The organism is Brevibacterium antiquum CNRZ 918 (genome assembly GCF_900169145.1).
GTDB lineage: Bacteria > Actinomycetota > Actinomycetes > Actinomycetales > Brevibacteriaceae > Brevibacterium > Brevibacterium koreense.
Map to the genome: position 1 here is coordinate 45,652 of NZ_FXZD01000005.1, position 23,339 is coordinate 68,990.

The window sequence follows — 23,339 nt, forward strand, 5'->3', positions numbered from 1 at the left end:
GGACACTCCCCTGGCTCCCCCGAACAACGAACGGCTCATCAACCCAACGGGGCATTGCATCTAGGCGAATGGATTGACTCGGGCCTGCACAAGCGCAATTGAACGGTGCGGGATGATCCGTCCCGAGATCTCGATATAGTCAGAGGCGACCATGTCGCTGCGCCCCCGAATAGCCCCGCCCTCACCCGCCAGCTCCAGGGAGATCTCCTCATGGTCGGAGGCCAGGCGCCTCAGCGCCGAGGCCATCCCCAACCGCTCCAAGGGGCCGGTTTCATATCTGTGCCTTCTGGATCGGGTGCGAATCTCTCGTATCCAGTCGATCGTCACAATGGTCGCTTCGATACCGGCGATCACGAAGATCCCATCACCCAGAAAGACAGCTGTCCCAGATATTTCACGCGCGGCGACCACCACCTGCACGGGCTGGCCGATTGCACCTCGCATGCGCTCGAGCAGCGTCCGCTGTGCGGCATGAACGGCAACTTCGTCGCTGAGCTCTCCCCTTCTGGCATGGGCCTCCCGGGATGCGTGCATGGCTTCCACATCTGAGAGAAGAGCCTCGATCCGATCATCCATGATGTGAAGCCTGCCGCAGGTACGAGCGACAGGCAAGTGTTTCTGCACCGATCGGAGGAACTACAGTGGCGTAGTTATATTTGTCTATTGACATCAAATGACATCTAACTGCATTATTGAGGGACGTTTCCAATGAAGGACAACTCTCATGTATCTGCTGACAGCTTGCACCGTCTCGTGGTTCTGTCTGATCGGTGCGTTCATCGCCACCTGGGTTCACCTCCCGACTCCGCGCAGCACCACTGATCTCGTTGTCATCATCGTCGTCGGCACGGCGGCCGTGCTGTCGGCTCGACTCGGAGCCGTCTCGCTCCTGACGTTGCTGATCAGACTGCTCCCCAATGGGCGCATGAGAACAATCGTCACGCAGTCCGTGCTGCGCATCGTGCCCTCCATCCTGCGCTCGAGCGTTCTCGCTGCGGCCTCAGCAAGCTTGGCTGTCCACGCTGCGCAGGCCTCGCCCCTTCCTGCGGATACGTTCGTGTCTGAAGCTCCCGGTACGCCCACTGAACCGGCGAGTGCCACGCTCGATCCCGGCTGGCCGACTGCGTTCCCAGACGATACCGCGCCGAACCCCGGCTGGCCGACCGTCCCACCGACTGCTGAACCTGAGCCCCCTGCTGCTGAACCCGACTGGCCCAATGCGCAGCCGGCCCCGTCCCCACCCCAGAGCCGACCACCCAGCGACGCTGATTCACCCGCTGAGGGCACAAACGCAGACGAATCCGTCGGGAAGGGCTCGGAGACTCATATCGTCGGCGCCGGCGAAAGCCTGTGGTCGATCGCAGTCGAACAGCCCTCATCCGGTGGCACTACCCAAGACATCGTCGACGACATCTACTCAGCCAACCGGGAAGTCATCGGTGCAAATCCGAACCTCATCATGCCCGGCCAACGATTGGAGATTCAGCCATGACCGCCCCATTGGTGCTTTCACGTCCTCGAGTGGCATCGACGCCACTGAGCGGTGGAGGGCAGAACCCTGTTGGAACTGCCCCTGCTGCGAAGCAGAGCTCGGCAGCAGACGACAGGGATGACAGTCGCATCGCCGCCACCGCAACATCGTTGGCGGTGGCATGCCTGGAGATCTTCGCCGGCATACGTCGCAGCGATTCGATCTCCCGCTGGGTGGACCGGGCCCTGCTGGAGAAGATCGATCAGCGCGCCCAGCTGCGAGCAGAGGTGGCACCGACCAAACCGATCGGAGAGCTCGGCGCGGCACGCACACTGCAGGCAGGCAACGCGAGAGTCTGCAGAGTCACCGGCGCGATCGCTGAAGTCACCGTCGTGGTCCGCACACAGAACCGGTTCCGGGCGGTGGCAATTCGCTTGGAGCTGCTCACCACCCGGTGGACGATGACTGCACTGCAGACGATGTGAGGTCGCAGTCAGAGACTGCGAGTCAGCTCTTCGCCTTCTTCTTCGCGCGACGCTCTGCACGGTTGGCCGGCTGATCGTCTCCGGTTCCGGCCTCTTCATCCTCAGATTCGGTCATGGAAGACGAACCGGCCTCAGAGGGAGCAGACAGCTGCATCTTGGGCGTGGTGTGACGCAGTTCTGCCGCGTCGACCTCGACCTCGGAATCGTCGTCGGAATCGTCTTCAACCCGGTTCACAGTCACCTGCAGGGTATTGGTGAGGCGAACAACGTCCTCCTTGATCCCATCCTGCATAGTCTTGAACATGTCGAAGCCTTCACGCTGATATTCCACCAGCGGATCTTTCTGCGCCATGGCCCGCAGACCGATGCCATTCTTCAGATAGTCCATCTCGTAGAGGTGTTCGCGCCAACGCTTGTCGATGACCGAGAGCACGACCCTTCGTTCGAGTTCACGCGTGGCTTCTTCGCCCAGCGTCTCTTCACGCTGTTGGTAGAACACTTCGATGTCCGACTGAATCTCCTGGTTGAGGCGGTTCTTCGTCAGATTGCCGATTCCGCCGACTTCCTCGGCCAGGTCCTCCTCGGTGATGGAAGGCTCATAGATCTTGCCCAGTGCTTCGAAGAGTTCGTCGACCTTCCAATCCTCGACCGGTCCCGTGGTTGCCTCTGCCACATAGGCGTCGATGATGTCCTCACGGAACTTCGAGACCTGTTCTTCCAGATCTGCCCCATGAAGAACGCTGCGTCGCTCGTCGTAGATCACTGTGCGCTGACGGTTGAGCACGTCATCGTATTTGAGGACGTTCTTTCGCTGTTCGGCATTGCGCTGTTCGATCTGCGACTGCGCAGAGAGAATTGCCCTGGACACCATCTTGGATTCCAACGGAACGTCGTCGGGGACATTTGCGGTGGCCATGATCCGTTCGGCGGCACCGGAACCGAAGAGTCGCATCAGGTCATCGGTCAGGGACAGGTAGAAACGGCTCTCACCCGGGTCGCCCTGGCGCCCTGAACGGCCACGCAGCTGGTTGTCGATGCGCCTGGATTCGTGACGTTCGGTGCCGAGGACATACAGGCCGCCGGCCTCGACGACTTCCTTGGCCTCGGTCTTGACTCGCTTCTCCGCTGCCTTGAGGACGCCTTGCCATTCGGCCTCGTACTGCTCTTCATCCTCCTGCGGGTCCAGGCCCCGCTCCTCCATCTCGGCCACTGCGAGGAACTCGGCGTTGCCACCGAGCATGATATCGGTACCGCGACCGGCCATGTTCGTTGCCACAGTCACGGCATTCTTCCGGCCGGCCAAGGCAACGATGGAAGCTTCACCTGCGTGATTCTTCGCGTTGAGCACCTCGTGACGGATGCCGCGCTTCTTCAGGTGCTTCGAGAGGTATTCGCTCTTCTCGACGCTGGTGGTGCCGACGAGGACCGGCTGTCCGGTTTCGTGGCGCTCAGCGATGTCATCGACGACTGCATCGAACTTCGCAACCTCGTTCTTGTACACGAGATCCGACTGATCAACGCGCTGCATCGGCTTGTTCGTCGGAATCGGAACCACACCGAGCTTGTAGGTCGACATGAACTCTGCGGCCTCGGTCTCTGCGGTGCCGGTCATGCCGGAGAGCTTCTCGTAGAGACGGAAGAAGTTCTGCAGGGTGATCGTCGCCAGGGTCTGGTTCTCGGCCTGGACCTTGACGTTCTCCTTAGCCTCGATGGCCTGGTGCAGACCCTCGTTGTAACGGCGGCCCTTGAGCACACGACCAGTATGTTCGTCGACGATGAGGACTTCACCGTCGAGGATCACATAATCTTTGTCCTTCTTGAACAGTTCCTTCGCCCGGATCGCATTGTTGAGGAAGCTGATCAGCGGGGTGTTCTCTGCATCGTAGAGATTGCCGATGCCCAGGTAGTCCTCGACCCGTTCGATGCCTGGTTCAAGCACACCCACGGTGCGCTTCTTCTCATCGACTTCGTAGTCGCGGTCGGTCTTGAGTCGTTTCACGACCTTGGCGAACTCTCCATACCAGCGGTCGCCATCGCCTTCGGCCGGGCCGGAGATGATGAGCGGGGTGCGAGCCTCGTCAATGAGGATCGAGTCGACCTCGTCGACAATCGCGAATGCGTGTCCGCGCTGCACCAGTTCATCGGCCGACCAGGCCATGTTGTCGCGCAGGTAGTCGAAGCCGAATTCATTGTTCGTCCCGTAGGTGATGTCCGCGGCATACTGCTTGCGACGGCTGGCCGAGGACATGTTCGCCTGGATGCAGCCGGTCTCCATTCCGAGGAACCGGAATACGCGGCCCATGAGCTCGGACTGGTAGGTGGCCAGGTAATCATTGACCGTGATGATGTGCACGGAGCCGCCGGTGAGGGCGTTGAGGTACGCCGGAGCCGTTGCAACCAGAGTCTTACCCTCACCGGTCTTCATCTCAGCGATATCGCCCAGGTGCAGTGCCGCCCCGCCCATGAGCTGAACGTCGAAGTGGCGCATGCCCAGGGTTCGGCCCGAGGCCTCACGAACGGCGGCGAAGGCCTCCGGAAGCAGAGAGTCGAGGGTCTCCCCCTCCTGATAGCGCTTCTTGAAGCGATCGGTTTCCTCCCGCAGCTCAGCATCTGACATTTCGCTGAACTCCTCGGACAGCGCATTGATCGCATCCGTGTACTGGCGGAGCTTCTTCAACGTGCGTCCCTCACCGGTGCGCAGAAGCTTCTCGAGGAAATTAGCCACTTTTCTCCTAATCGGCATGAATGCCTGACAACAACTCGAACGACTCTATATTCCCTAGCTTAATGGCAGGTGAGCACCACTCATATCCACAGCACCCAATTCGAGCCAGTTCGCCATTTCACGCAGCTCCAGCTCCAGTTCCTCTTCATGTTCTTCGCCGGGTTCCCATGTCACCTGCAATGCCCGAAGTGTGTTGGCTGACTGGTCCCGGTGCAGGTCTACTCGACCGACGAGACGTTCGCCGAGGAGGAACGGCAACACGTAGTACCCATGAACGCGGTCTTTGGCCGGAGTGTAGATCTCTATCCGGTAGTGGAAGCCGAAGAGCCATTCGATCCGCGGCCGGTAGAAGACCAGTGGGTCGAATGGAGCCAGGAGGGCCCTGGCCGAGACAGAGCGAGGAGTTCTCGCCGCATGCCATTTCAGTGCCCGAGTCCCCTCCACGTCGACCTCGACGAGCTCGCCGGAGGCCAGCAGCGACGTGATTGCCTCATCTGTGGGGGCACGCTGCTGCCGGAAGTAGTCCGCCAGGCAGTCCGGCCGTGCGATGCCCAATGCTTGGGCCGCAGTCCGGGTCAGCTCGAGTACATTATTCGCCGTGCCTGACACACCGCGGTGTCGTTCGGCATCGGGATCAAGACCGAGCTCGGGGGCGGACGCGGGGCCGTAGGTGAGCTCAAGCGCCGGCAGCGACTGGCTGACATCATGTGGCAGGGCGTAGACGCGTTCGAAATGATCATTGCGGCCAGCGGTGCTGATGATTCCACCGGCGAACAGCGCCTCCAGCGCCATCTTGACCTGGCTGGGGTTCCATCCCCAATGACCGCGGTTGCGTTCGGGAATCTCATGATCAACGAGGCTCGCGACTCCTCGTGCAGTCTTCGGCCCTGAACCCAAAACGTCGAGGACCGATCGCTGCAGAGCCCGGAAGGCCGGGCCGCTGTCGGGATGCCGCTGACCGTAGTCGTTGCGCCACCACTCGGTTCTGGTGCGTTCGAAATGACGCCACGTCTCTGGTGGGACGAAAGCCGCAGCGTGGGCCCAATATTCGACGCCCATCCGAGGTGCTGAGTAGAAGAGTCGGTCGAGGGTCTCACGCGGATACGGCCCGAGCCGCGAGTAGTAGGGCAGGTAATGCGAGCGCACCACGCGGGTGACCGAGTCGATCTGGGTCAGTCCCATTCTCGCGAACGTCGATTTCAGGTGCCGGGCCGTGACCTGTGCCGGACGCGCGCGGTCGAGCCCCGTCGCCGCGATCGCCGTTCTGCGCGCTGCTGACAGTGTCATCTTCTGCATGGGCCCACACTAGAGCACCGCACTGACGCAGAACAGGCGCGGTCATCAGCGACCGCTGTCCACGGTCGCCCGATATCCGCTGCGCCGTGTGTGACCGTTTGAGCGCCCCGCCACCGCCGCCGAGGCCCAACGACGACGGGTGGCCACCACAGCCTCAGACGTGCATGATCTCAGACGCAGATCGCCGAGGTGGGGGTCCCCACCTCGGCGATCGTGTGTGCATCTTCTCGCGTGTGTTCAGATCATCAATGCTCAGATCAGGTCAGTCGGCGACGCCCTGAAGTTCGTGTTCGAGTGTGATCACACCATAGCTCCAGCCCTTACGACGGTAGACGACGGAGGGTTTGCTCGATTCCTCGTCGATGAAGAGGTAGAAGTCGTGACCGACGAGTTCCATACGGTTGAGCGCCTCCTCGATGCCGATGGGAGCTCCGTTGAACGTCTTCTCACGCAGAACCACGGGTGAATCGCCTTCGGCCTTGATGCGGCCGTTCGTCTGGTCGTTGTTCCCGGACTCGTTCGCGTCGATCGCTTGCCCCTCATCGGGGACCAGAGAATCAGCGACGGGCATCTTCGCCAGGGCCTCGGCCGTGGATTCCTTCCGGTGGTGGCCGGCTCGAGGAACCTTATTGCGGTCCCTGGCGCGCCGCAATCGCTCGACGAGCTTCGCCCAGGCCAGATCCAATGCAGCATATTTATCGCTTGCCATGGCCTCCGCGCGAATTGCCGGCCCCTTCGCCACTACAGTGAGTTCGACTCGTTCGCTGGTTTCGGGCTGACGAGAGTTCTTCTCGTGGGCAACGTGCACTTCGACTCGTTGGGCTCGCGGTGCCAGCTGCTCGACCTTGGCGATCTTGTCCTCAATGTGGGTCCGGAAACTGTCGGAGATGGTCAGTTGACGTCCGTTGACAACAATGTCCATGATGCGTCCTTAGCGACTCGTTCTTCGGAATCATCCGATCCCATTCCCTTGGATGGGTAACCCCCGTTATACAGTAAAGGGAGAGACAAATCGAGTGCCCCCGCGGCCGAGACCGAGAACGGCTCCTGCAGCGGGTCTGATCTGCACCGATGCTAATACCCTTGCGCTTTCTGCCAGAGTTGCTCCGGTGGTTGAGAAATCATCGACGAGAAGGTCCACACCGGATTCCGACGCGGTTTCGCCTCCTTCTTCAGGAGACGTCGAGGCCAGAATCGTCGGATTGAGGTACTGCGACTTCGCCACGTTGCGCTCCCTGGCATGGGCTCCCAGCCCGACCTGATCGTGGTGGCGTCTGGTGAGGAGAACGTCGACCACTTCGAGAGACAGCTCAGGTACGAGTTCCGCCGTACGTCGGGCCAGTGCCGCAGTGTGAGAGCCGCCTCGACGTCGCTGTGCCCGTGGGGAGCTCGGCGCGGGAAACAGTCTGACCCGACCACCCGAATGATGAGCCAACTCCAAGGCCGCGGTGATGGAACGTGCAAGTGCCAGGGCCAGAGGGTCGAGAATGTCACGGCGGCCGTTGTCTTTGAAGTTGACCACCATGTGAGAGATCTGAGAGCTGTATTCCGAGACGCCGACGATGGGAATCTGACCATATCGCGGTTCCATGGCCCTCGGGATGCCGCCGAGCAGACTCAGACACGTCGTGCACAGAGAGACGTCCTCCCGCCCGCAGCCGGCACACCGGCGGGGCAGGAAGAGTTCGCCGAATTCGGTCAGCAGTCCCATGGGAGAAATCTACTATGCCACGCCCGAAGGCAGCTCCGTTTGCGCCGACAGCCCGGAGTTTCAGCCCGGGTAGGAGGGGTCCTTGGCCGAGATGTCGATGAGCTTCTGCCAAGCATTGGAATTGTAGGAGTAGATGTCTCCGGATGAGCTCGTCACGAGGATCGAGCGACCGTCTTCTCCGGAGGCGATCCGGCTGCCGTCGGGGACCTCACCCAGCTGTGCAGGAGGCCCGGTGACGCCGATGCGGAACGGCTGAACGTCTTTGCCTTCCGCCGCGGCCAACGCCACCAGCGAGGTCGATCCGGTCCAGGAGATGTCTTTGACCTCGTCGAAGTTCGACCCGACTTCGATCGGTGCCTCAGACACGGCGCTGGAAGGATTTCCCGACTTATCACGCGGGATACCGACGACGTCGATGCGTGACGGTTCTCCCTTGTGCCTGCTCAGCAACGCGATCCGAGTGCCGTCGCGGGAGACTTCCAGGTCGATGAGGTCTCGACGGGACAGGAAGTCCGCGGCGATCGTGTATTCCTTGCTGTCTTCGCCGATGGCTGTGAGCTCACCCTCATTGGCGCGCTCACCGGTCCAGACCGTATTGAACCGGTCGATGCTGGGGCGCACGAGCTTTGTGCCCTTGAGGATCGGGGTCGCGTCACCGGCGTCGGCCTTGAGGCGCATCAGCTCCTTCCTGGAGTTCTGCAGGTAGACGTAGAGCGAATCGTCGACCGAGACTGCAGGGTCGCTGGCCTTGGCCTTGGACAGGTTCGGACTGTTCTCGACTTTGGCCACGGTCGTGCCCGAGATGCGTGAGAGCCGATCTTTGGCCAACACCACCGGGGGACCGTGAACCTGGACCGAGGAATCAGTCTTCGACTGCAGGTCTTCTGAGACGACCTGTCCCCCGATGGTCAATTCGATGCTCGAAATTGAGGGAATGACCTTCAGCGTCGATGCGATCTGCTGTCGGATCAGCCCTTTTCCCTGGTCCGTCGGTGCTTCTCCCTGGTTGCCCAGGGCAATGTGCGCGACGCCGTTTTCGATGGTCACCACGTTCGTATCGCTGAGTTTCGCACCGTCGGGGATCGAGGTCACGACCGCACCTGAGAGGTACGGGGCCGGGCCGCTGAGGAGTTCGTTGATGAGAGCTGTCGGCGTCGACGAGGAACGGAGGAACCAACGGGAGTCCGGAACCAGGTAGGAGTAGTCGGAGGTGAAGAACTGAAGAGAGTAGTTGAGGAAGATCGTCTGGAACTCCGACTGCGAGATGAGCAGACCATCGGGCGCCGAGGCGATACGCCATTCCCCGTTCTCCTGCCGCAGCGAGAACTCCATGTTCGACTGGGTTCCCGGTTTGGTGGAGTTGAAGATACCCGAGGAATTGACAAGTCCGACGACGGGCGCCGACATAGTCAGCGTCTTCTGGTCGGAGGTGATTTCTTGGTTGAGCGAATCCAGATCGGTGTCGTTGGGCAGAAGCGACACCGATTCCTGCGGGTTCCACTCCTGTGCTTCGGCCTCTGTGAGAAAGGACTTGGCGACGGAGAAGTTGTTTCCTGTGCCGGCACCGGCGGAGAGGAAGCCGCGAACGATCTCACCGATGCTGTCCCCGGGTTCGGGCCCGTCGGGGATCCGAGCGCTGCTGGCGCCCGGGTCACCAGATCCTGCTTCGATGTGCCCCACGGGCGAATTGCTCGGGATTGAGGCACAGGCCCCCAGCGCCAGGCTGGCGAAGAGGGCGAGGATGAGCATGTGCAGCCCCTTCTTACGTCGGCGAGTCGTCATGACTGCGATCCTCCTTCGGGTGCCGCATCAGGGGGCCAAACGGTGTCCATGTCAATGTGAATGCTGGTATCGGGATCGGCGTCCACTCCAGTGTCGGTGTCGTCGCGGGTGTCGTCACCAGTCGTGTCGCCAGTGTGCTCAGCGTCGTCGACACCCTCTGTGGCCGTGGCACTCTCAACGCCGACTGAGCGCTCTGGACCCCCGACGAGGTCAGCACCGTCGTCGATGGTGGCCGCATCGCCATGGATGACCTCCGGTCCATCAACATACCCTTCGTGGGTGGGAGGAGCCTGCCCGGTTTCGACCACGATGGGAATGGACCCCGTCTGGATCCGCACGGAACCGTCCGAAGACAGCGGGCCCGCCACCAGGGCAGCACCCTGGATCTGTGCATCCCGAGGCGGCAGGGGCAGAGGCGAGGAGGTGATCTCCTGATCGGGACGGCGTGGGATGGTCAGGCGGAAGCATGAGCCTTCTCCAGGTTTGCCCCAGACCTGCAGCCAACCGTTGTGCAGATGGGCGTCCTCGAGTGAGATCGCCAGTCCCAGGCCAGACCCGCCCAGGGTGCGTTTGCGAGCGGGGTCCGCACGCCAGAAGCGGTCGAAGACGTGCTCGACCTGTTCGTCGTTCATTCCCACCCCGTGGTCGCGTACACTCACGGCCACTGCCTCGGCGTTGGAGGCGACATAGATGTCGATCGGGTTGGTCTCTCCGTGTTCGATCGCGTTGACGACGAGGTTGCGCACGATGCGCGTGATCCGTACCCGGTCGACCTCGGCCATCACCGGTGATGAAGGGGCGTGGACGACGATGTTCGTCGACATCTGATCGGCCACCATCGACACCGTCTCGATGATCGAGGTGACGATTGCCCCGACGTCGACGGGCTTGGCCACCAGCGCAGCGGCACCGGCATCGTAACGGGAGATCTCAAGCAGATCCGAGAGGAGACTGTCGAACCTCTCCGCCTGCGAATTGAGCAACTCGGCGCTGCGGGCCGTGACAGGATCCAGGTCATCACGCGAGTCGTAGATGAGGTCCGCGGCAGCCCGGATCGTCGTCAGAGGTGTGCGCAGCTCATGAGAGACGTCGGAGACGAACTGGCGCTGCAGCACGGACAGTCGCTCCATCTGCTGGATCTGATGTTGGAGGGTGTCGGCCATGTCATTGAAGGACTCCCCCAGCACCGCGATTTCGTCATTGCCGTGGACCGGCATGCGCTCGTCCAGATCACCATCGGCGATCAGACGTGCCACCTCGGCACCGGTGCGCACCGGGGTCACCACGAGTCGGGTGACGATCCACGCCACAGCACCCACGAGAACGACGAGGACGAGTGCTGCGACGAGCATCGACCTCTGGACGAAGTCCAGGGTGTCCTGCTGCTCCGACAGGTCACCCAGATAGTAGAGCTGGAACTGTCCGGCGCCGGGGATTTGGAGCTCTTGGGAGATCAGCAGTCCGGGTCCCGACCCATCGGGAAGCGCCACAGACTGGTAGAGCATATCGTCGGTCGGGGCCTTGCCGATGGCGTCTTTGAGCTCATCGGTGATGGGCAGCTTGACCGCAGAACCAGCAGAGTCTGTCGTCCCGGTACTGATCGTTGAGAACGAGGAGTTCGGATCGCTGGGCTCCAAGGTCAGCGAATACACGGACCCGGTGGAACGGTTGTAGATCGACGACAGCTGAGAACTCAGCTTCTCCTGTGTCACGGCCTGCCCGTCGACGGGGGCGAGGCTGCGCAGCTCGGAGACGATGGTCCCGGCCTGGGACGACAGGGACTGGAGCCTGGTGTCGAAGAGGCCACGCGAAATCTGCTGTGACATGTACGTCCCCACCCCGAAGATGGCCACGGAGGTGAGGACGATGGTGAGAACGACGATGCGCAGCTGCAGGGAATGGCTGAATGAGCGGAGGAGGAACTTCCAGAACGTCCGGATCGCCGAGGCTGCGGTGCGGATCGCTCCGCCCACAGCCGAAGCGCGACTCACGCCGCTCTGCCTGCTTTGTATCCGACGCCGCGAACGGTGACGATGATGTCCGGCTTCTCCGGGTCGCGTTCTATCTTCGAGCGCAGACGCTGCACGTGGACGTTCACGAGGCGCGTGTCCGCCGCATGCCGGTAGCCCCACACTTCTTCGAGCAGGATCTCGCGGGAGAACACCTGCCATGGTTTGCGGGCCAGGGCCACCAGCAGATCGAACTCGAGCGGGGTCAGCGAGACCGGGGAACCGCCCTTGGTCACAGTGTGACCGGCAACGTCGACGACAACATCACCGACGGTGAGCAGCTCCGGTGCCTGCGGCTCGGAGATCCGCAGACGGGCACGCACCCTGGCAATGAGTTCTTTGGGTTTGAACGGTTTTGGAACATAGTCGTCGGCACCGGATTCCAGACCGAGGACAACGTCCACGGTGTCCGACTTCGCCGTGAGCATGATGATCGGCACCGAGGAGATCTCGCGGATCTCTCGGCAGACCTCGAGCCCGTCCTTTCCAGGCAGCATGAGGTCCAGGAGGACGAGGTCCGGGTTCACCTTCTCGAATTCACCGAAGGCCTGATCGCCGGTAGCGCAGAAAAAGGGCTCGAAGCCTTCACTTCTGAGCACAATTCCGATCATTTCGGCCAAAGCCGTGTCATCATCAACTACGAGGATACGAGCGTTCATCTCTCCATTGTCGCTTATGAGCGTCCCATCTTTCGACCTCGACACCCCTTCCCGTGAATGCAGACGTTGTGAACTCGGCTTCAGGAGCGGTTCGACTCGGCGGTGGGCTGAAAATCATGGCAGGATTGTCCGGTGATGGGACGATCGAATGCGTGGACCTCCGAGGTCGACTGGCAGACCGGTCAGTGGCAGCGACGAGATCAGGGCCCGACGCATCACGAATGGCACCCGCCTTCCCCGCGTGGAGTCCTGGCCAAGCGGCCACTGACCTTCTTCGAGGTGCTCGATTCCGGCTTCCGACTGCTGCGTTTCGTCCCCGGGCTCACCATCGGTGCGGCCCTCATCGTGTTCACGCTGTGGACTCTCGTCCTCACCGCGGTCGGTACCTTCGCCGTCCTTGAGTTCCTGCCCTTCCTCAACGACCTCGTCAGCAATGACGATGCGATGTCCGGGTTCTTCCTGCTCGCACAGATGGGGTCGTTTGCGATCAGCCTGCTCAGCCTCGGCGTCGCTCATTTCCTTGCCGGACTTGCCGCCAGCGGTGCCGAGAGCTCGTTCGGGGCACGTAAGACCACTCTGACGCACTCGTGGAGGTCTCTGCACGGGCGCCGCTGGTCACTGATTCTGACTGCCCTGCTCCTGGGAGCCATCAATCTGGGCCTGCTCATTCTGCTCGGGCTGCCCTCTCTTCTGTTTGCACTGTTCGACAACACGGGCCTCGCGATCGTCACCGCTTTTCTCGCGCTGGGACTCTGGCTGTGCGCCTTGATCTGGCTCAATCTGCGGTTCGCCTTCACCGGCTCCGCAATCGCCGTCGAAAGGTTAGGCGTGCGAGCCGCTCTGAGACGCTCCTGGAAGCTGACCGGCAGCGGATTCTGGCGTACCTTCGGACAATTGGGCCTCGGCTACTTCCTGTCCACCCAGCTGGTGCAGCTCATCATCACCCCCCTCGTCACAGTCGTCACCGTCGTCGCCACGATCGCCATCGGCACCGCTGCTGCCGGTTCTTCATCGACGACGGTCATCCTCGTCATCGCCGGAGCGATTCTCCTGCTCCTGACGACGGTGTCATCGGCAATTCTCTTCGCCTACTTCTCGTGCCTCGTCTGCGTCTGCTACTTTGACCAGCGCATGCGCTCCGAAGGGTTCGACCTGGTCCTCATCCGCCGTGAGGAGGGCACTGCATGAGCATGCTTGGCAGTTCGACCATCGATCGTGAAACCGGCCGGGAATGGGTCGAAGGCGAGCTCTCGAAGAAGGAGTACTCGGACACAGACCTCACCCCTTTGGAGCAGCTCGGACAATGGCTGAGCAACATCTGGGACTCGATCGTCTCCAGCGCACTTCAAGGCAACTCTCCCTGGCTGATTCTCATCGTCGTCGTGGCACTGGCTGCCATTGTCGGACTCATCATCTGGCGGGTCCGCCGAGTCGGGCTGAGGAAGACTTCTCTGCCTCTGTCGGCCTTCGACCCTGTCGTCGCCTCGCCAGAGCCCGGCCCTTGGAGGGACAGTGCGCTAGCCGCCGCCGAGCGCGGCGACATGATGACCGCGGTCATCGATTCCGCACGTGCCATCTTCGCAGTGCTCTCCCAGAAGCAGATCATCACACTCGATTCGGCGTCGACAGCCAGCGAGCTCAGCCGCACTGCCGGAGGCGAACTGCCCGAGCATCGGCAGGAACTGGCCCGGGTTGCCAACGCCTTCAACGACCTCCTCTTCGGTGCGGACCCGGCCCAGACCTCGATTGCTTCACTGAATGCGACTTATAGCGAGTTCCTTGCACTTGATGAGAGCCTGAGTGCCCTGACTCCACGGCATCGATCGGCGGTGGCATCATGAGCGCCCTCATCGACGTCGCCACCAGAGGCACTCGCGCCAGCGCGGCGGTCCCAGTGACCGCTCGGCTGAGATCGGCTGGGGTGTGGATCGTCGCGGCCGTCGTCATCCTCATCACCGTGATCGCGACGATGCTGATGACCTCTGACCGTGGGTCCCAGCTGCCGCTGCATTACGATTCCACTGCTCGCGATGGTATGAAGGCCATGGTCGAAACACTGCGCGACCACGGGGTCGACGTCACCACCACCGAGGATTTCGACACGGCTCACAAGGCCTCCGGACAGCCGGAGACGACACTCCTGATTCCAACGAAGGCCGACCTGCTCTCGCAGGGCGACATCGACGGCTTCCGGTCTCAGCTCGCTGCCAACGACAACCGGCTGGCGCTCATCGATCCCGGCTACACGGTCCAGGGCTTCACCAACCGCATCACGGTCGATGACAGCGTCAGTCCCCTGGCGACACCGGAGAAGATCTCACAGGCTGATTGCGATGTGCCGGCTGCCCAGGCTGCCGGCTCGGTTGAGACCGGCGATACGGAGTATGCCGAGGCCCGGAAGGGCACCGAGGGTCTGAGCACCTGCTATCCATTCACCGGCCCCGGCGTCACACAGATCGACGGCGGCGAAGTCACCCCCGGGTCGGCGCGCGGCCAGCTCATCGTCGATGAGGGCGACGGAGGCAAGGGAGGCTTCCCCATCACCGTCCTGGGCAATCCCGACTGGGTGACCAACGCCGGCATCGATGACGAGGGCCATGCCTCACTGGTGCTCTCCCAGCTGTCGCAGACCGACCACCTTGTCGTCTACTACCCCACCGAGTCCGGTGAGTTCGAGTCGCCGCCGTCGACCCTGGACTATGTGCCCAGCTGGTTCATCGCCGGAGCCCTGTGGCTGGTTCCGTGCGTCTTCATCCTCCTGCTCATCCTCGGCCGCAGATTCGGTCCCCTGGCGATCGAACGACTGCCGGTCATCGTTCCCGCGGTGGAGACGGTGCACGGCCGGGCGGCTCTGGCCGCGCGCAGCCACGACCGGACCGGGGCTCTGCACACCCTGCGCACGGGCTCCCTGCTGCGCATTGTGAAACGGTTGGCCCTGAGTCCCGAAGCCGGCCATCGCGACATCATCGCCGGCATCGCGAACGCGACAGGCCGCGACCCGGCCCAGGTCGAATGGGTCTTCTCCTCGGCCACGCCCCGCACCGACTCAGAGCTGCAGAAAATCGTCCATCTGCTCACCCTCATCGAAAGTGAGATCTCATGACACAGGTTCCAAACGAGAACTCCGCCCAGCAGCAGGTCCCCGCACAGCCGCCTCAGGAGCGCGACCCTTTGCGGGAGGCGTTCGTCGACGTGCGCACACAGATCGCCAAGGCCGTCGTGGGCCAGGACGAGGCGGTCACCGGCATGCTCATCGCACTGCTGTGCCAGGGTCACGTGCTGCTCGAGGGTGTGCCCGGTGTCGCCAAGACCCTTCTGGTGCGCAGCTTCGCCACCTCGGTCAGTCTCGACAACACCCGTATCCAGTTCACGCCCGACCTCATGCCCAGTGATGTCACCGGCTCGCTGGTCTACGACGCGTCCGTGTCGAACTTCGAATTTCGTCCCGGTCCCGTGTTCACGAACATCCTCATCGCCGACGAGATCAACCGCACCCCGCCCAAGACTCAGTCGGCCCTGCTCGAAGCCATGGAGGAACACCAGGTCTCGGTGGGCGGTGGATCCCGTGCCCTGCCCGAACCGTTCATGGTCGCGGCCACACAGAATCCGCTTGAGTACGAGGGCACCTATCCCCTGCCCGAAGCACAGCTCGACCGGTTCCTGTTCAAACTCGTCCTCGGACTGCCCGAACGCGACCTGGAGTTCGAGATCCTCGACCGCCATGCCCGCGGTTTCGACGCCTCTCATCTCACCGAGGCGGGACTGACACCCGTCGTCGACGCCGCTATGATCGCTCAGGCCCGGGAGCGCATCGCCGAGATCTATATTGCTCCGCAGGTCATCACCTACATCGTCGATCTGGCCCGGGCAACCAGACAGGCGCCATCGCTGGCTCTGGGCGTCTCCCCTCGCGGTGCCACCCGCATGCTCGGTGCCGCGCGTGCCTTTGCCTGGCTATCGGGTCGCGGCTATGTGACACCCGACGACGTCAAGGCGCTGGCCCACATGACCCTGGGCCACCGTGTGATTCTGCGTCCTGAGGCGCAGATGGACGGACTCAACGTCGATCAGGTCCTCAACTCGATCATCGCGACCACCGAAGTCCCCCGCTGAATGACCACCCGACTGCTCCTGCTGGCCCTGCTCGGGCTCGTTCCCGTCATGCTCGTGCCGGGGTGGACGAGTGCACTGATCGTGGCCGGCGTCATCGTTGTCATCGCACTGTTCGACTTCTTCCTCGTTCCCCCGCCGAGGTTGGTCTCCCTGCAGCGCACACCTGGGCCGATGGTCCGGCTGGGTGACCCCACCGACTGCACACTCACCCTGGTCAACGAGTCCCCCAAACGTCTGCGCGTCGCGGTTCGTGATGCTTGGTCACCCAGTGCAGGAGCCAAGAACACCCGCTCACATTTCGACCTGCCCCCGGGCGAGAACACACGGGTGGTCACACAGCTTCTGCCCGTGCGCCGCGGCGCCCTGCACGCGGACAAGGTCACCATCCGCTCCCGCAGCGTCCTCGGGTTCATCGCCCGACAGAAGAGCTTCGATGTGCCGGCGATCGTCCGGGTCCTGCCCCCGTTCATCTCCCGACGCGAACTTCCGTCGAAGACGCAGAAGCTGCGTGAACTCGACGGCCGATCTGCCGTGATGATCCGCGGCATGGGCACGGAGTTCGATTCCCTGCGCGACTACGTCGATGGTGATGATGTGCGCTCAATCGACTGGCGTGCCAGCGCCCGCGCCCAGGACCTGGTCGTCAAGACCTGGCGACCCGAGCGTGACCGCAGGGTCGTCATCGTCGTCGATTCCTCGAGGCTGGCTGCGCGACGGTGCGGAGACGGCACGATCTTCGATGCTGCCCTGGAGTCTGCCCTGCTGTTGACTGCTCTGGCCTCTGGAGCAGGTGACCGAGTCGATGTCATCGTCGCCGATGCACGTATCCGCGCAATCGCCTCAAGCCATCGTTCGAAGGATCCAGTCCATGACCTGTCTGTGGCGCTGACAACGGTCCACCCGGAACTCTACGATGCCGACTGGGAGCAGATCTCGTCGACCGTTCTGGCCACCTCACGCCAGCATGCCCTCGTCGTCCTCGTCACCGCTTTGGATGAGGGCAGCGTCTCTGATGAGATCCTGCCGGTTCTGCCGACACTGTTGGCCCGTCACCGGGTGGTGCTGGCTTCGGTGGAGGACCCTGGCCTGAGCGAACTGACGGCGAAGCGCGAGAGCCCAGATGAGATCTTCACGGCCGCCGCTGCAGAATCGGAGCTGCTGACGTCGAAGTCCCTGCAGACTCGTCTGCGTGGAGCCGGTGTCCAGTCCGTCGAAGCCGGCCCCGATGACCTGCCTGGTGCACTGGCCGATCTCTACATCAACCTCAAGGCCACGGGCAAGCTTTAGTGCCCTCACACAGCGGTGGAGGTTCTGCCGGTCACCGGTCTGTGGCGAGGATCGAGTAGCCGGCTTGGTGTTCGTCGAGATCGGCACTGAGCCCGGCTCTGGCGGCACGCTTTCCGAAGTACCACGCGTAGGCGATGACTGCGGCAGTGTAGAGGACGCCGATGGCGATCTTGAGTGTCGGCGGAATCGGGTTGGGGGTGACGAATCCTTCGATGAGTCCCGAGATGAACAACATGATGACCAGCCCACCGGCAACGGTCAGCAGCGACCTGGCCTCCGAGGCGAGTTTGTTCCGCCGCAGCTGCGGTCCCGGCACCACCCAGGCGAAGAACAGTCTCAGACCCGCTGCTGCTGCGAGGATGATGCAGCTGATCTCGGGGATTCCGTGCGGGAGGATGTACCAGAAGAAGTCCGAACCGCGGTCGAACTCGAACATCATCGCACCGGAGAAGCCCACGTTGACAGCGTTGGAGAACAGCCCGGAGACGACGAAGACTCCGGTAATGCCCAAGAGCACGAACTGCACCGCGATCCACGCGTTGTTCGTCCACACGCCCACGGCGAAGAACCCGTTCGGATTCTCCTTGTAGTAGTCGACGAAATCATGTTCGGCGAACTGTTTGCGGAAGGAGTGGTCGCCGAAGGTCTCGAGGACCTCCGGGTGCATGCCCGCCCAGATCCCGGCCAGGCTCGCCACGGCCAGGAAGCACGCGGCGACGATGAGGAAGTCCCACCTCAGCCGGTAGATCGACAGCGGCAGGCTGATCACGAAGAAACGAGAGAAGCCAGACAGCCCGCCGGCGGGAACTGCCGAGAGATGGTTGCGTGAACGATGGACTATCGCCGACAGCCGCGCAGCCTCCAGAGAGTCAGGAGCCACCGTCATGATCCGTGACAAGTCCTTCGACGCATCTCGATAGAGGTCGAGGAATCTGTGGGTCTGGGCCGGGTTCAGCGAGTTCTTCTTCGCCAGCATGGACAGCTCTCGCCACTTGTCGCCGTGCAGTTCGGCCAGCAGATTCGGGTCCATGGTTCAACCCTATCTGAGAGCTCCACCGACCAGAATGTGTGTCCCAGGCGATCCGCTGTGAAGTGGGGGTGCCGATTATGACAGGATGGATTTGTGAGTACTTTGGTGACGGGTGAAGCCGTCGAGCTGAGCATCCAACCTGCGGCCCTGGCGGCACGCGCGTTGAGCTGCCTCATCGACTACATCGTCTACACGATCGTCAACATCGGGCTCATCATCGCCATGTTCTGGTTCCTGCTGCGGGTCCTCGACGTCAATGAACTACTGCTGACATCGGTTCTGACCATCATGAGCATCTCGGTGTTCGTGCTCCTGCCCATGGTCATCGAAGTCCTCACCCATGGCCGCTCGATCGGCAAGCTCATCCTCGGCCTGCGAGTCGTCCGCGACGACGGTGGTGCCGTGCGCGCCAGGCATTCGTTCATCCGCGCCATCCTCTGGCCCTTCGAGATCCTATCGACCGGCGGCGGACTGGCTGCCCTTTCCGGTCTGGTCTCGCCACAGTCCAAGCGCCTCGGCGACTACATGGCCGGGACCATGGCCGTCAGCGAACGCAGCGCCCCACCCCAACCGGTCCGCACGCATGTCTCACCGCACCTGCGGAATTGGCTGGCAGAGACCGACATCGCCACGCTTCCTGCCGGACTGCACCGACGAGTTGTGCAGTTCCTGGCGATGTCGGAGAATCTGGGCCGCGATTCGCGCTGGGAGCGGGCGAAGGAGCTCGCCACCGAACTCAACCCCTATGTCGCACCGGCACCGCCGGAGGGGACGATGCCCGAACAGTTCCTGTCAGCGGTCATCCACCGGCAACGGTCCGCAGAGTTCGCGAAGCAGCAGCGCCGCAGCGAGCAGTCTCAAGCCTTCCGTGCAGGAGTCAACTCTCTCCCTCATGGACTGAGCCTGCAGAGCCGCTAGGGCTCCACAGGCTCAGGTTCGACTCAGTACCTCATCAGTCCCTCAGTACCGGTAGTGCTCGGGCTTGTAGGGTCCGGCGACGTCGACTCCGATGTATTCGGCTTGTTCCTTCGACAGCTCGGACAAGTTCGCTCCAAGTGCAGGCAGGTGGAGGCGGGCGACCTTCTCGTCGAGTTCCTTCGCCAGACGGTGCACATCGTTGTCGTAGCGATCGGGGCTGACCCAGAGTTCGATCTGGGCGAGCACCTGATTGGCGAACGAGGCGCTCATCACGAACGAGGGGTGACCGGTCGCGTTGCCCAGGTTGAGCAGGCGGCCTTCGGAGAGGACGAGGAAGTCCGTCTGATCGCGGTCCAGCCCCATGTCGGCAGGGACGGGCACGCGCCATTCGTGGACCTGGGGCTTGATCTCGACCTTTGCGACTCCGGGGATCTTGGCCAACCCGGCCAGATCGATCTCATCGTCGAAGTGCCCGACGTTGCCGATGATTGCCCCGGGTTTGAGGCTGCGGAGCACCTCGACTCCGACCACACGCGTGTTGCCGGTGGTCGTGATGACGATGTCAGCGGTTGGTGCCACAGTGTCGAGGTGTTCGACCTGGTAGCCGTCCATCGTCGCCTGCAGAGCACAGATCGGGTCGATCTCGGTGACGATGACCCTGGCACCCTGACCGCGCAGAGCCTCGGCGGCTCCCTTACCGACGTCACCGTAGCCGACGACGACGGCGATCTTGCCGCCGATGAGAACATCGGTGGCACGGTTGAGGCCATCGGGCAGGGAGTGGCGAATGCCGTAGCGGTTGTCGAACTTCGATTTCGTCACCGAATCGTTGACGTTGATGGCGGGGAAAGGAAGGTTCCCCTCCTCGGCCAGACGGTAGAGGCGATTGACTCCCGTTGTGGTCTCCTCGCTGACGCCCTTGATGTCGGCAGCCATGCGACCGAAGCGGCCAGGTGAGGCCTCAAGCGATTTCTGCACCTGTGCCAGAAGGACCTTGAATTCCTCCGGGGCGTCCTCACCCGCGGCGGGGACTCCCCCGTCGAGTTCGGCCTGGGCACCCTTGAGGACGTACATGGTGGCGTCGCCGCCGTCGTCGAGGATGAGGTTCGCGCCCTGCGCGAAGTCGAAGATCTTGTCTGCGGCCCACCAGTACTCTTCGAGGGTCTCACCCTTCCAGGCAAAGACCGGCACACCGGCCGGGGCGTCGACACTGCCGGTGCCGACGACAACGGCGGCAGCCGCCTCGTCCTGAGTGGAGAAGATGTTGCAGCTGGCCCAACGCACCTGTGCCCCGAGTACGACAAGAGTCTCGATGAGCACAGCCGTCTGCACCGTCATGTGCAGGCTGCCGGCGATGCGGGCCCCGGTCAGCGGCTTGCTCTGACCGAATTCTTCACGCAGTGCGATGAGCCCTGGCATCTCACGTTCGGCCAGTCGGATCTGGTGCCGGCCGGCCTCGGCCAGGCTCAGATCGGCAACCTTGAAATCGGTGGATTCGAGCACAATACCTCCATCGGGAACGGAAACTGTTGTCGTCTGAGTCGAGTCTATTGCCTTCGAGCCTCGACGAATTCACTGGCCTGTGCGGTCAGTTCGCGAAGTCGTTGCGGATCGCTGGCTTCAACATTGAGTCGCACCAGGGGCTCCGTGTTCGACTTGCGCAGGTTGATCCACCAGTCCTCTCCCTGCAGCCCGATCCCGTCGAGGTCGTCGACCGTGTTCGTCGGGAAATCACCGGACTTCGTGGCGAAGGCGGTCAAGACTGAGTCGGGGTCTGCCACGGTGAAGTTGATCTCTCCCGATTGGACGTAGAGGTCGTAGTCGGAGACGAGTCGTGACGCCGGTGCCCCGGTCTTCGCCAGGGCGGCAATCAAGTGGCAGGCAGCGAGCATACCGGAGTCCGCACCGTAGAACTCGTCGAAGTAGAAGTGAGCGGAGTGTTCGCAGGCAAAGACGGCATGCTCGGTGCGCATGAGTGTTTTGATGCCCGAATGCCCGACCTTCGAACGGACCGCCACCCCGCCGGCGGCTGCGATTGTGGCCGGAACACTGCGTGAGGTGATGAGATTGTGGATGACCACCGGTTCAGCGACACCGGCGGCCTTGGCGCGGGCGATCTCGCGTTCGGCGACGAGTGCGCCCACGGCCGAGGGCGACATGGTCGCTCCGGTTTCGTCGATGAAGAAGCAGCGATCGGCATCCCCATCGAAGGCCAGCCCCAAGTCCGCACCGTGAGCGACCACCGCACGGGAGACGTCGAGGAGGTTCTCCGGTTTCAGCGGATTCGCCTCATGGTTGGGAAACGTGCCGTCGAGTTCAGTGAAAAGACCGATGACATTGAACGGCACCCCTGCGTACCCGGAATCGGTGCCGAAGACCTCACCGAGGAGTTTGCCCGCCATGCCGTTGCCGCAGTCGACGACGACCTTCAGCCCTGTGACCTCGTCGACGTGAGTCAGGGTTCGGATGCGTTCGACGTAGCGTTCGCGCATCTCCGCGGCGGCGGCCCCATCGATGCGGACCGCAGGTGCCGAGCCAGAGGCTGCGTGATCGGTGGGTGCCTGCGGTGCCAATTCCTTGATCCGGCCCAGGCCTGAGGCGAGGCTGACACCTGCGGCACGTGGGCCGCAGATCTTGATCCCGTTGTAGTCGGCCGGGTTGTGACTCGCAGTGATCATCGCGCCGGGAAGGTCGAAGATCCCCGAGGCGAAGTACAGCTGGTCCGTCGAGCACAGGCCCAACACCACCGCTCGATATCCGGCCGCTTCGATGCCTGCGGCGAAGGCCTGGGCGAAGCCGGGTGAACTGGGTCGCATATCGTGTCCGAGAACCAGCTCGGTGGTCGAATGGAGTTCCGACATGGCAGTGGCGGAGGCCCAGCCGAGGGCGTAGAGGACATCGGCATCGAGCTGGTCGGGGATGCGGCCACGGATGTCATAGGCACCGACCGCGAAGTCGAGCGCAGTCGCACGAGCAGCGACGAGTTCGGGACTGGGATCGGCGCCGCGACTGGGTTCGGTCATGAATCGCCGATGATGCGCAGGTGACCGTGTTTGCGGCCAGGCATCGATCCGTCGCTGCGCCTCTCGGTCGTCGACGTCGACGGCGCTGCTGCCTCACCTGTTCTCGCGCCGTCCCCGGGTCGTCCCGCGGCTTCCCGGACAGCGTCGGCGATGGCCAACAGGTCGTCATGGGTGCGCTCGGGCGGCGCCTGCTCACCTTGAATGCGGATGAGCTGCCACCCCACCGGCGGGGTCAGTTTTGCGGCATGGTCGGCACACAGGTCATGGGCACCGGGCTCGGCACGACGCGACAGCGGACCGATGACGACACAGGCATCAGCGTGCACGTACGTCATGGTGGCTGCGGCACTGCGCGAGCAGCTGACTTTTGAACACAATCTCACGGCTGACACAGTCGACCACTTTACACGCGAGGACCGCCTGTCCCCGTCAGCCAGGGCCGTATGGTCAGTACAATGTTGACTCATGAGTACCAGGCGTCATCGTGACCGGCACGGCCGCGGACTGCGGTCCCCGCTGTTCTTAGCCGACGTCCCAGCGCGTCTGCGCCGGGCGGAGAGCTTCGCTCGTGTCGCGGCCGAGGAGTTCGCCCGTTTCCGGGTGCAGGAACCGGCACTGCTCGCCGAGGTGGTGCTGGCCATCGATGCAGTTCCACCGGCAAGTTCTACTGAACCTGCCTTCGGCCGGGTCTTTCCGGCCACCGCGCACAGGCTCACGCACATCGTCCTCTATCGGCGAGTCATCGAGTACCACAGCAGCGGGCAGCGGGATTCCCTCATTGCCGAAGTGGTCGCCGACCAGGTCGAAATCCTCCGCAACTCATAGATGCG

At 62.7% G+C, this 23,339-nt stretch carries 21 protein-coding genes; 9 read left to right on the plus strand and 12 right to left on the minus strand.

Annotated elements, in window-relative coordinates:
- Nucleotides 1–60: 60 nt before the first annotated feature.
- Nucleotides 61–576: a hypothetical protein gene (locus BANT918_RS08495; protein ID WP_101620008.1), complete on the minus strand. Its 516-nt coding sequence runs from the start codon at nucleotides 574–576 to the stop codon at nucleotides 61–63.
- Nucleotides 577–724: 148 nt separating this feature from the next.
- On the opposite strand from BANT918_RS08495, the gene BANT918_RS08500 reads away from it, so the two are divergent.
- Both BANT918_RS08500 and BANT918_RS08505 read left to right on the plus strand, forming a co-directional pair.
- Nucleotides 725–1,492 carry a LysM peptidoglycan-binding domain-containing protein gene (locus BANT918_RS08500; RefSeq protein ID WP_101619844.1) on the plus strand — a complete coding sequence of 256 codons (768 nt, stop codon included), beginning with the start codon at nucleotides 725–727 and terminating at the stop codon, nucleotides 1,490–1,492.
- The gene (locus BANT918_RS08505; protein ID WP_101619845.1) at nucleotides 1,489–1,956 is read left to right on the plus strand and encodes an Rv3235 family protein; all 468 of its coding nucleotides are present in this window, start codon (nucleotides 1,489–1,491) and stop codon (nucleotides 1,954–1,956) included. The genes BANT918_RS08500 and BANT918_RS08505 overlap by 4 nt, the downstream gene beginning before the upstream one ends.
- 22 nt (nucleotides 1,957–1,978) lie before the next feature.
- On the opposite strand, the gene secA is transcribed toward BANT918_RS08505, so the two are convergent.
- The 7 genes from secA to mtrA form a co-directional block, all read right to left on the minus strand.
- Nucleotides 1,979–4,681 (minus strand): preprotein translocase subunit SecA, encoded by a 2,703-nt coding sequence (secA, locus tag BANT918_RS08510; RefSeq protein WP_101619846.1) that lies wholly within the window; start codon nucleotides 4,679–4,681, stop codon nucleotides 1,979–1,981.
- A gap of 54 nt (nucleotides 4,682–4,735) precedes the next feature.
- Nucleotides 4,736–5,977, minus strand: a complete 1,242-nt coding sequence (locus tag BANT918_RS08515; RefSeq protein ID WP_101619847.1) for a winged helix-turn-helix domain-containing protein — start codon at nucleotides 5,975–5,977, stop codon at nucleotides 4,736–4,738.
- A 262-nt stretch (nucleotides 5,978–6,239) separates the two neighbouring features.
- Nucleotides 6,240–6,899, minus strand: coding sequence for a ribosome hibernation-promoting factor, HPF/YfiA family (gene hpf, locus BANT918_RS08520; protein ID WP_101619848.1), 660 nt, complete (start codon nucleotides 6,897–6,899; stop codon nucleotides 6,240–6,242).
- 66 nt (nucleotides 6,900–6,965) lie between these two features.
- Entirely contained in the window at nucleotides 6,966–7,688 is a 723-nt protein-coding gene (locus BANT918_RS08525; RefSeq protein ID WP_101619849.1) for a ComF family protein, read from the minus strand.
- A 60-nt stretch (nucleotides 7,689–7,748) separates the two neighbouring features.
- Nucleotides 7,749–9,470: an LpqB family beta-propeller domain-containing protein gene (locus BANT918_RS08530; protein WP_101619850.1), complete on the minus strand. Its 1,722-nt coding sequence runs from the start codon at nucleotides 9,468–9,470 to the stop codon at nucleotides 7,749–7,751.
- Nucleotides 9,467–11,461 (minus strand): MtrAB system histidine kinase MtrB, encoded by a 1,995-nt coding sequence (mtrB, locus tag BANT918_RS08535; RefSeq protein WP_101619851.1) that lies wholly within the window; start codon nucleotides 11,459–11,461, stop codon nucleotides 9,467–9,469. The genes BANT918_RS08530 and mtrB overlap by 4 nt, the downstream gene beginning before the upstream one ends.
- A complete protein-coding gene (gene mtrA / locus BANT918_RS08540) occupies nucleotides 11,458–12,138 on the minus strand; it encodes an MtrAB system response regulator MtrA (RefSeq protein ID WP_101619852.1) in 681 nt (226 codons plus the stop codon). The genes mtrB and mtrA overlap by 4 nt, the downstream gene beginning before the upstream one ends.
- 135 nt (nucleotides 12,139–12,273) lie before the next feature.
- On the opposite strand from mtrA, the gene BANT918_RS08545 reads away from it, so the two are divergent.
- From BANT918_RS08545 to BANT918_RS08565, 5 genes are read left to right on the plus strand one after another with little or no spacing between them, the layout of a single operon-like run.
- On the plus strand, nucleotides 12,274–13,326 hold the full coding sequence (locus tag BANT918_RS08545) for a hypothetical protein (RefSeq protein WP_101619853.1): 1,053 nt from the start codon (nucleotides 12,274–12,276) through the stop codon (nucleotides 13,324–13,326).
- A complete protein-coding gene (locus tag BANT918_RS08550) occupies nucleotides 13,323–13,979 on the plus strand; it encodes a DUF4129 domain-containing protein (protein WP_101619854.1) in 657 nt (218 codons plus the stop codon). The genes BANT918_RS08545 and BANT918_RS08550 overlap by 4 nt, the downstream gene beginning before the upstream one ends.
- Nucleotides 13,976–15,241, plus strand: coding sequence for a DUF4350 domain-containing protein (locus BANT918_RS08555; protein WP_101619855.1), 1,266 nt, complete (start codon nucleotides 13,976–13,978; stop codon nucleotides 15,239–15,241). The genes BANT918_RS08550 and BANT918_RS08555 overlap by 4 nt, the downstream gene beginning before the upstream one ends.
- Nucleotides 15,238–16,251: an AAA family ATPase gene (locus tag BANT918_RS08560; RefSeq protein WP_208618059.1), complete on the plus strand. Its 1,014-nt coding sequence runs from the start codon at nucleotides 15,238–15,240 to the stop codon at nucleotides 16,249–16,251. Before BANT918_RS08555 ends, BANT918_RS08560 begins: the two co-directional genes overlap by 4 nt.
- Nucleotides 16,252–17,538: a DUF58 domain-containing protein gene (locus tag BANT918_RS08565; RefSeq protein WP_101619856.1), complete on the plus strand. Its 1,287-nt coding sequence runs from the start codon at nucleotides 16,252–16,254 to the stop codon at nucleotides 17,536–17,538.
- A gap of 31 nt (nucleotides 17,539–17,569) precedes the next feature.
- Here the strand turns inward: BANT918_RS08565 and BANT918_RS08570 are convergent, their stop codons facing one another.
- Nucleotides 17,570–18,568, minus strand: a complete 999-nt coding sequence (locus tag BANT918_RS08570; RefSeq protein WP_101619857.1) for a stage II sporulation protein M — start codon at nucleotides 18,566–18,568, stop codon at nucleotides 17,570–17,572.
- 93 nt (nucleotides 18,569–18,661) lie between these two features.
- On the opposite strand from BANT918_RS08570, the gene BANT918_RS08575 reads away from it, so the two are divergent.
- A complete protein-coding gene (locus tag BANT918_RS08575) occupies nucleotides 18,662–19,486 on the plus strand; it encodes an RDD family protein (protein WP_233430407.1) in 825 nt (274 codons plus the stop codon).
- Nucleotides 19,487–19,528: 42 nt separating this feature from the next.
- On the opposite strand, the gene ahcY is transcribed toward BANT918_RS08575, so the two are convergent.
- Genes ahcY through BANT918_RS08590 form a run of 3 tightly spaced genes read right to left on the minus strand, consistent with a single transcriptional unit; the run spans nucleotide 19,529 to nucleotide 22,901 of the window.
- Nucleotides 19,529–20,989 carry an adenosylhomocysteinase gene (ahcY, locus tag BANT918_RS08580; protein WP_101619859.1) on the minus strand — a complete coding sequence of 487 codons (1,461 nt, stop codon included), beginning with the start codon at nucleotides 20,987–20,989 and terminating at the stop codon, nucleotides 19,529–19,531.
- Between the two features lie 44 nt (nucleotides 20,990–21,033).
- Nucleotides 21,034–22,509 carry a phosphomannomutase/phosphoglucomutase gene (manB, locus tag BANT918_RS08585; protein WP_101619860.1) on the minus strand — a complete coding sequence of 492 codons (1,476 nt, stop codon included), beginning with the start codon at nucleotides 22,507–22,509 and terminating at the stop codon, nucleotides 21,034–21,036.
- Nucleotides 22,506–22,901, minus strand: coding sequence for a DUF3499 domain-containing protein (locus tag BANT918_RS08590; RefSeq protein WP_267892087.1), 396 nt, complete (start codon nucleotides 22,899–22,901; stop codon nucleotides 22,506–22,508). Before BANT918_RS08590 ends, manB begins: the two co-directional genes overlap by 4 nt.
- Before the next feature lie 73 nt (nucleotides 22,902–22,974).
- Between BANT918_RS08590 and BANT918_RS08595 the strand changes: the two genes are divergently transcribed.
- Nucleotides 22,975–23,334, plus strand: coding sequence for a metallopeptidase family protein (locus tag BANT918_RS08595; RefSeq protein WP_101619862.1), 360 nt, complete (start codon nucleotides 22,975–22,977; stop codon nucleotides 23,332–23,334).
- The last annotated feature ends 5 nt before the right edge of the window (nucleotides 23,335–23,339 follow it).

Coding starts and splice junctions, on each gene's coding strand:
- BANT918_RS08550 (WP_101619854.1), top strand. CDS start 13,323: ATGAGCATGCTTGGCAGTTCGACCATCGATCGTGAAACCGGCCGGGAA.
- BANT918_RS08525 (WP_101619849.1), bottom strand. CDS start 7,688: ATGGGACTGCTGACCGAATTCGGCGAACTCTTCCTGCCCCGCCGGTGT.
- BANT918_RS08515 (WP_101619847.1), bottom strand. CDS start 5,977: ATGCAGAAGATGACACTGTCAGCAGCGCGCAGAACGGCGATCGCGGCG.
- BANT918_RS08530 (WP_101619850.1), bottom strand. CDS start 9,470: ATGACGACTCGCCGACGTAAGAAGGGGCTGCACATGCTCATCCTCGCC.
- BANT918_RS08495 (WP_101620008.1), bottom strand. CDS start 576: ATGGATGATCGGATCGAGGCTCTTCTCTCAGATGTGGAAGCCATGCAC.
- manB (WP_101619860.1), bottom strand. CDS start 22,509: ATGACCGAACCCAGTCGCGGCGCCGATCCCAGTCCCGAACTCGTCGCT.
- mtrA (WP_101619852.1), bottom strand. CDS start 12,138: ATGAACGCTCGTATCCTCGTAGTTGATGATGACACGGCTTTGGCCGAA.
- BANT918_RS08565 (WP_101619856.1), top strand. CDS start 16,252: ATGACCACCCGACTGCTCCTGCTGGCCCTGCTCGGGCTCGTTCCCGTC.
- BANT918_RS08570 (WP_101619857.1), bottom strand. CDS start 18,568: ATGGACCCGAATCTGCTGGCCGAACTGCACGGCGACAAGTGGCGAGAG.
- BANT918_RS08555 (WP_101619855.1), top strand. CDS start 13,976: ATGAGCGCCCTCATCGACGTCGCCACCAGAGGCACTCGCGCCAGCGCG.
- BANT918_RS08545 (WP_101619853.1), top strand. CDS start 12,274: ATGGGACGATCGAATGCGTGGACCTCCGAGGTCGACTGGCAGACCGGT.
- BANT918_RS08560 (WP_208618059.1), top strand. CDS start 15,238: ATGACACAGGTTCCAAACGAGAACTCCGCCCAGCAGCAGGTCCCCGCA.
- BANT918_RS08505 (WP_101619845.1), top strand. CDS start 1,489: ATGACCGCCCCATTGGTGCTTTCACGTCCTCGAGTGGCATCGACGCCA.
- hpf (WP_101619848.1), bottom strand. CDS start 6,899: ATGGACATTGTTGTCAACGGACGTCAACTGACCATCTCCGACAGTTTC.
- BANT918_RS08500 (WP_101619844.1), top strand. CDS start 725: ATGTATCTGCTGACAGCTTGCACCGTCTCGTGGTTCTGTCTGATCGGT.
- BANT918_RS08595 (WP_101619862.1), top strand. CDS start 22,975: ATGAGTACCAGGCGTCATCGTGACCGGCACGGCCGCGGACTGCGGTCC.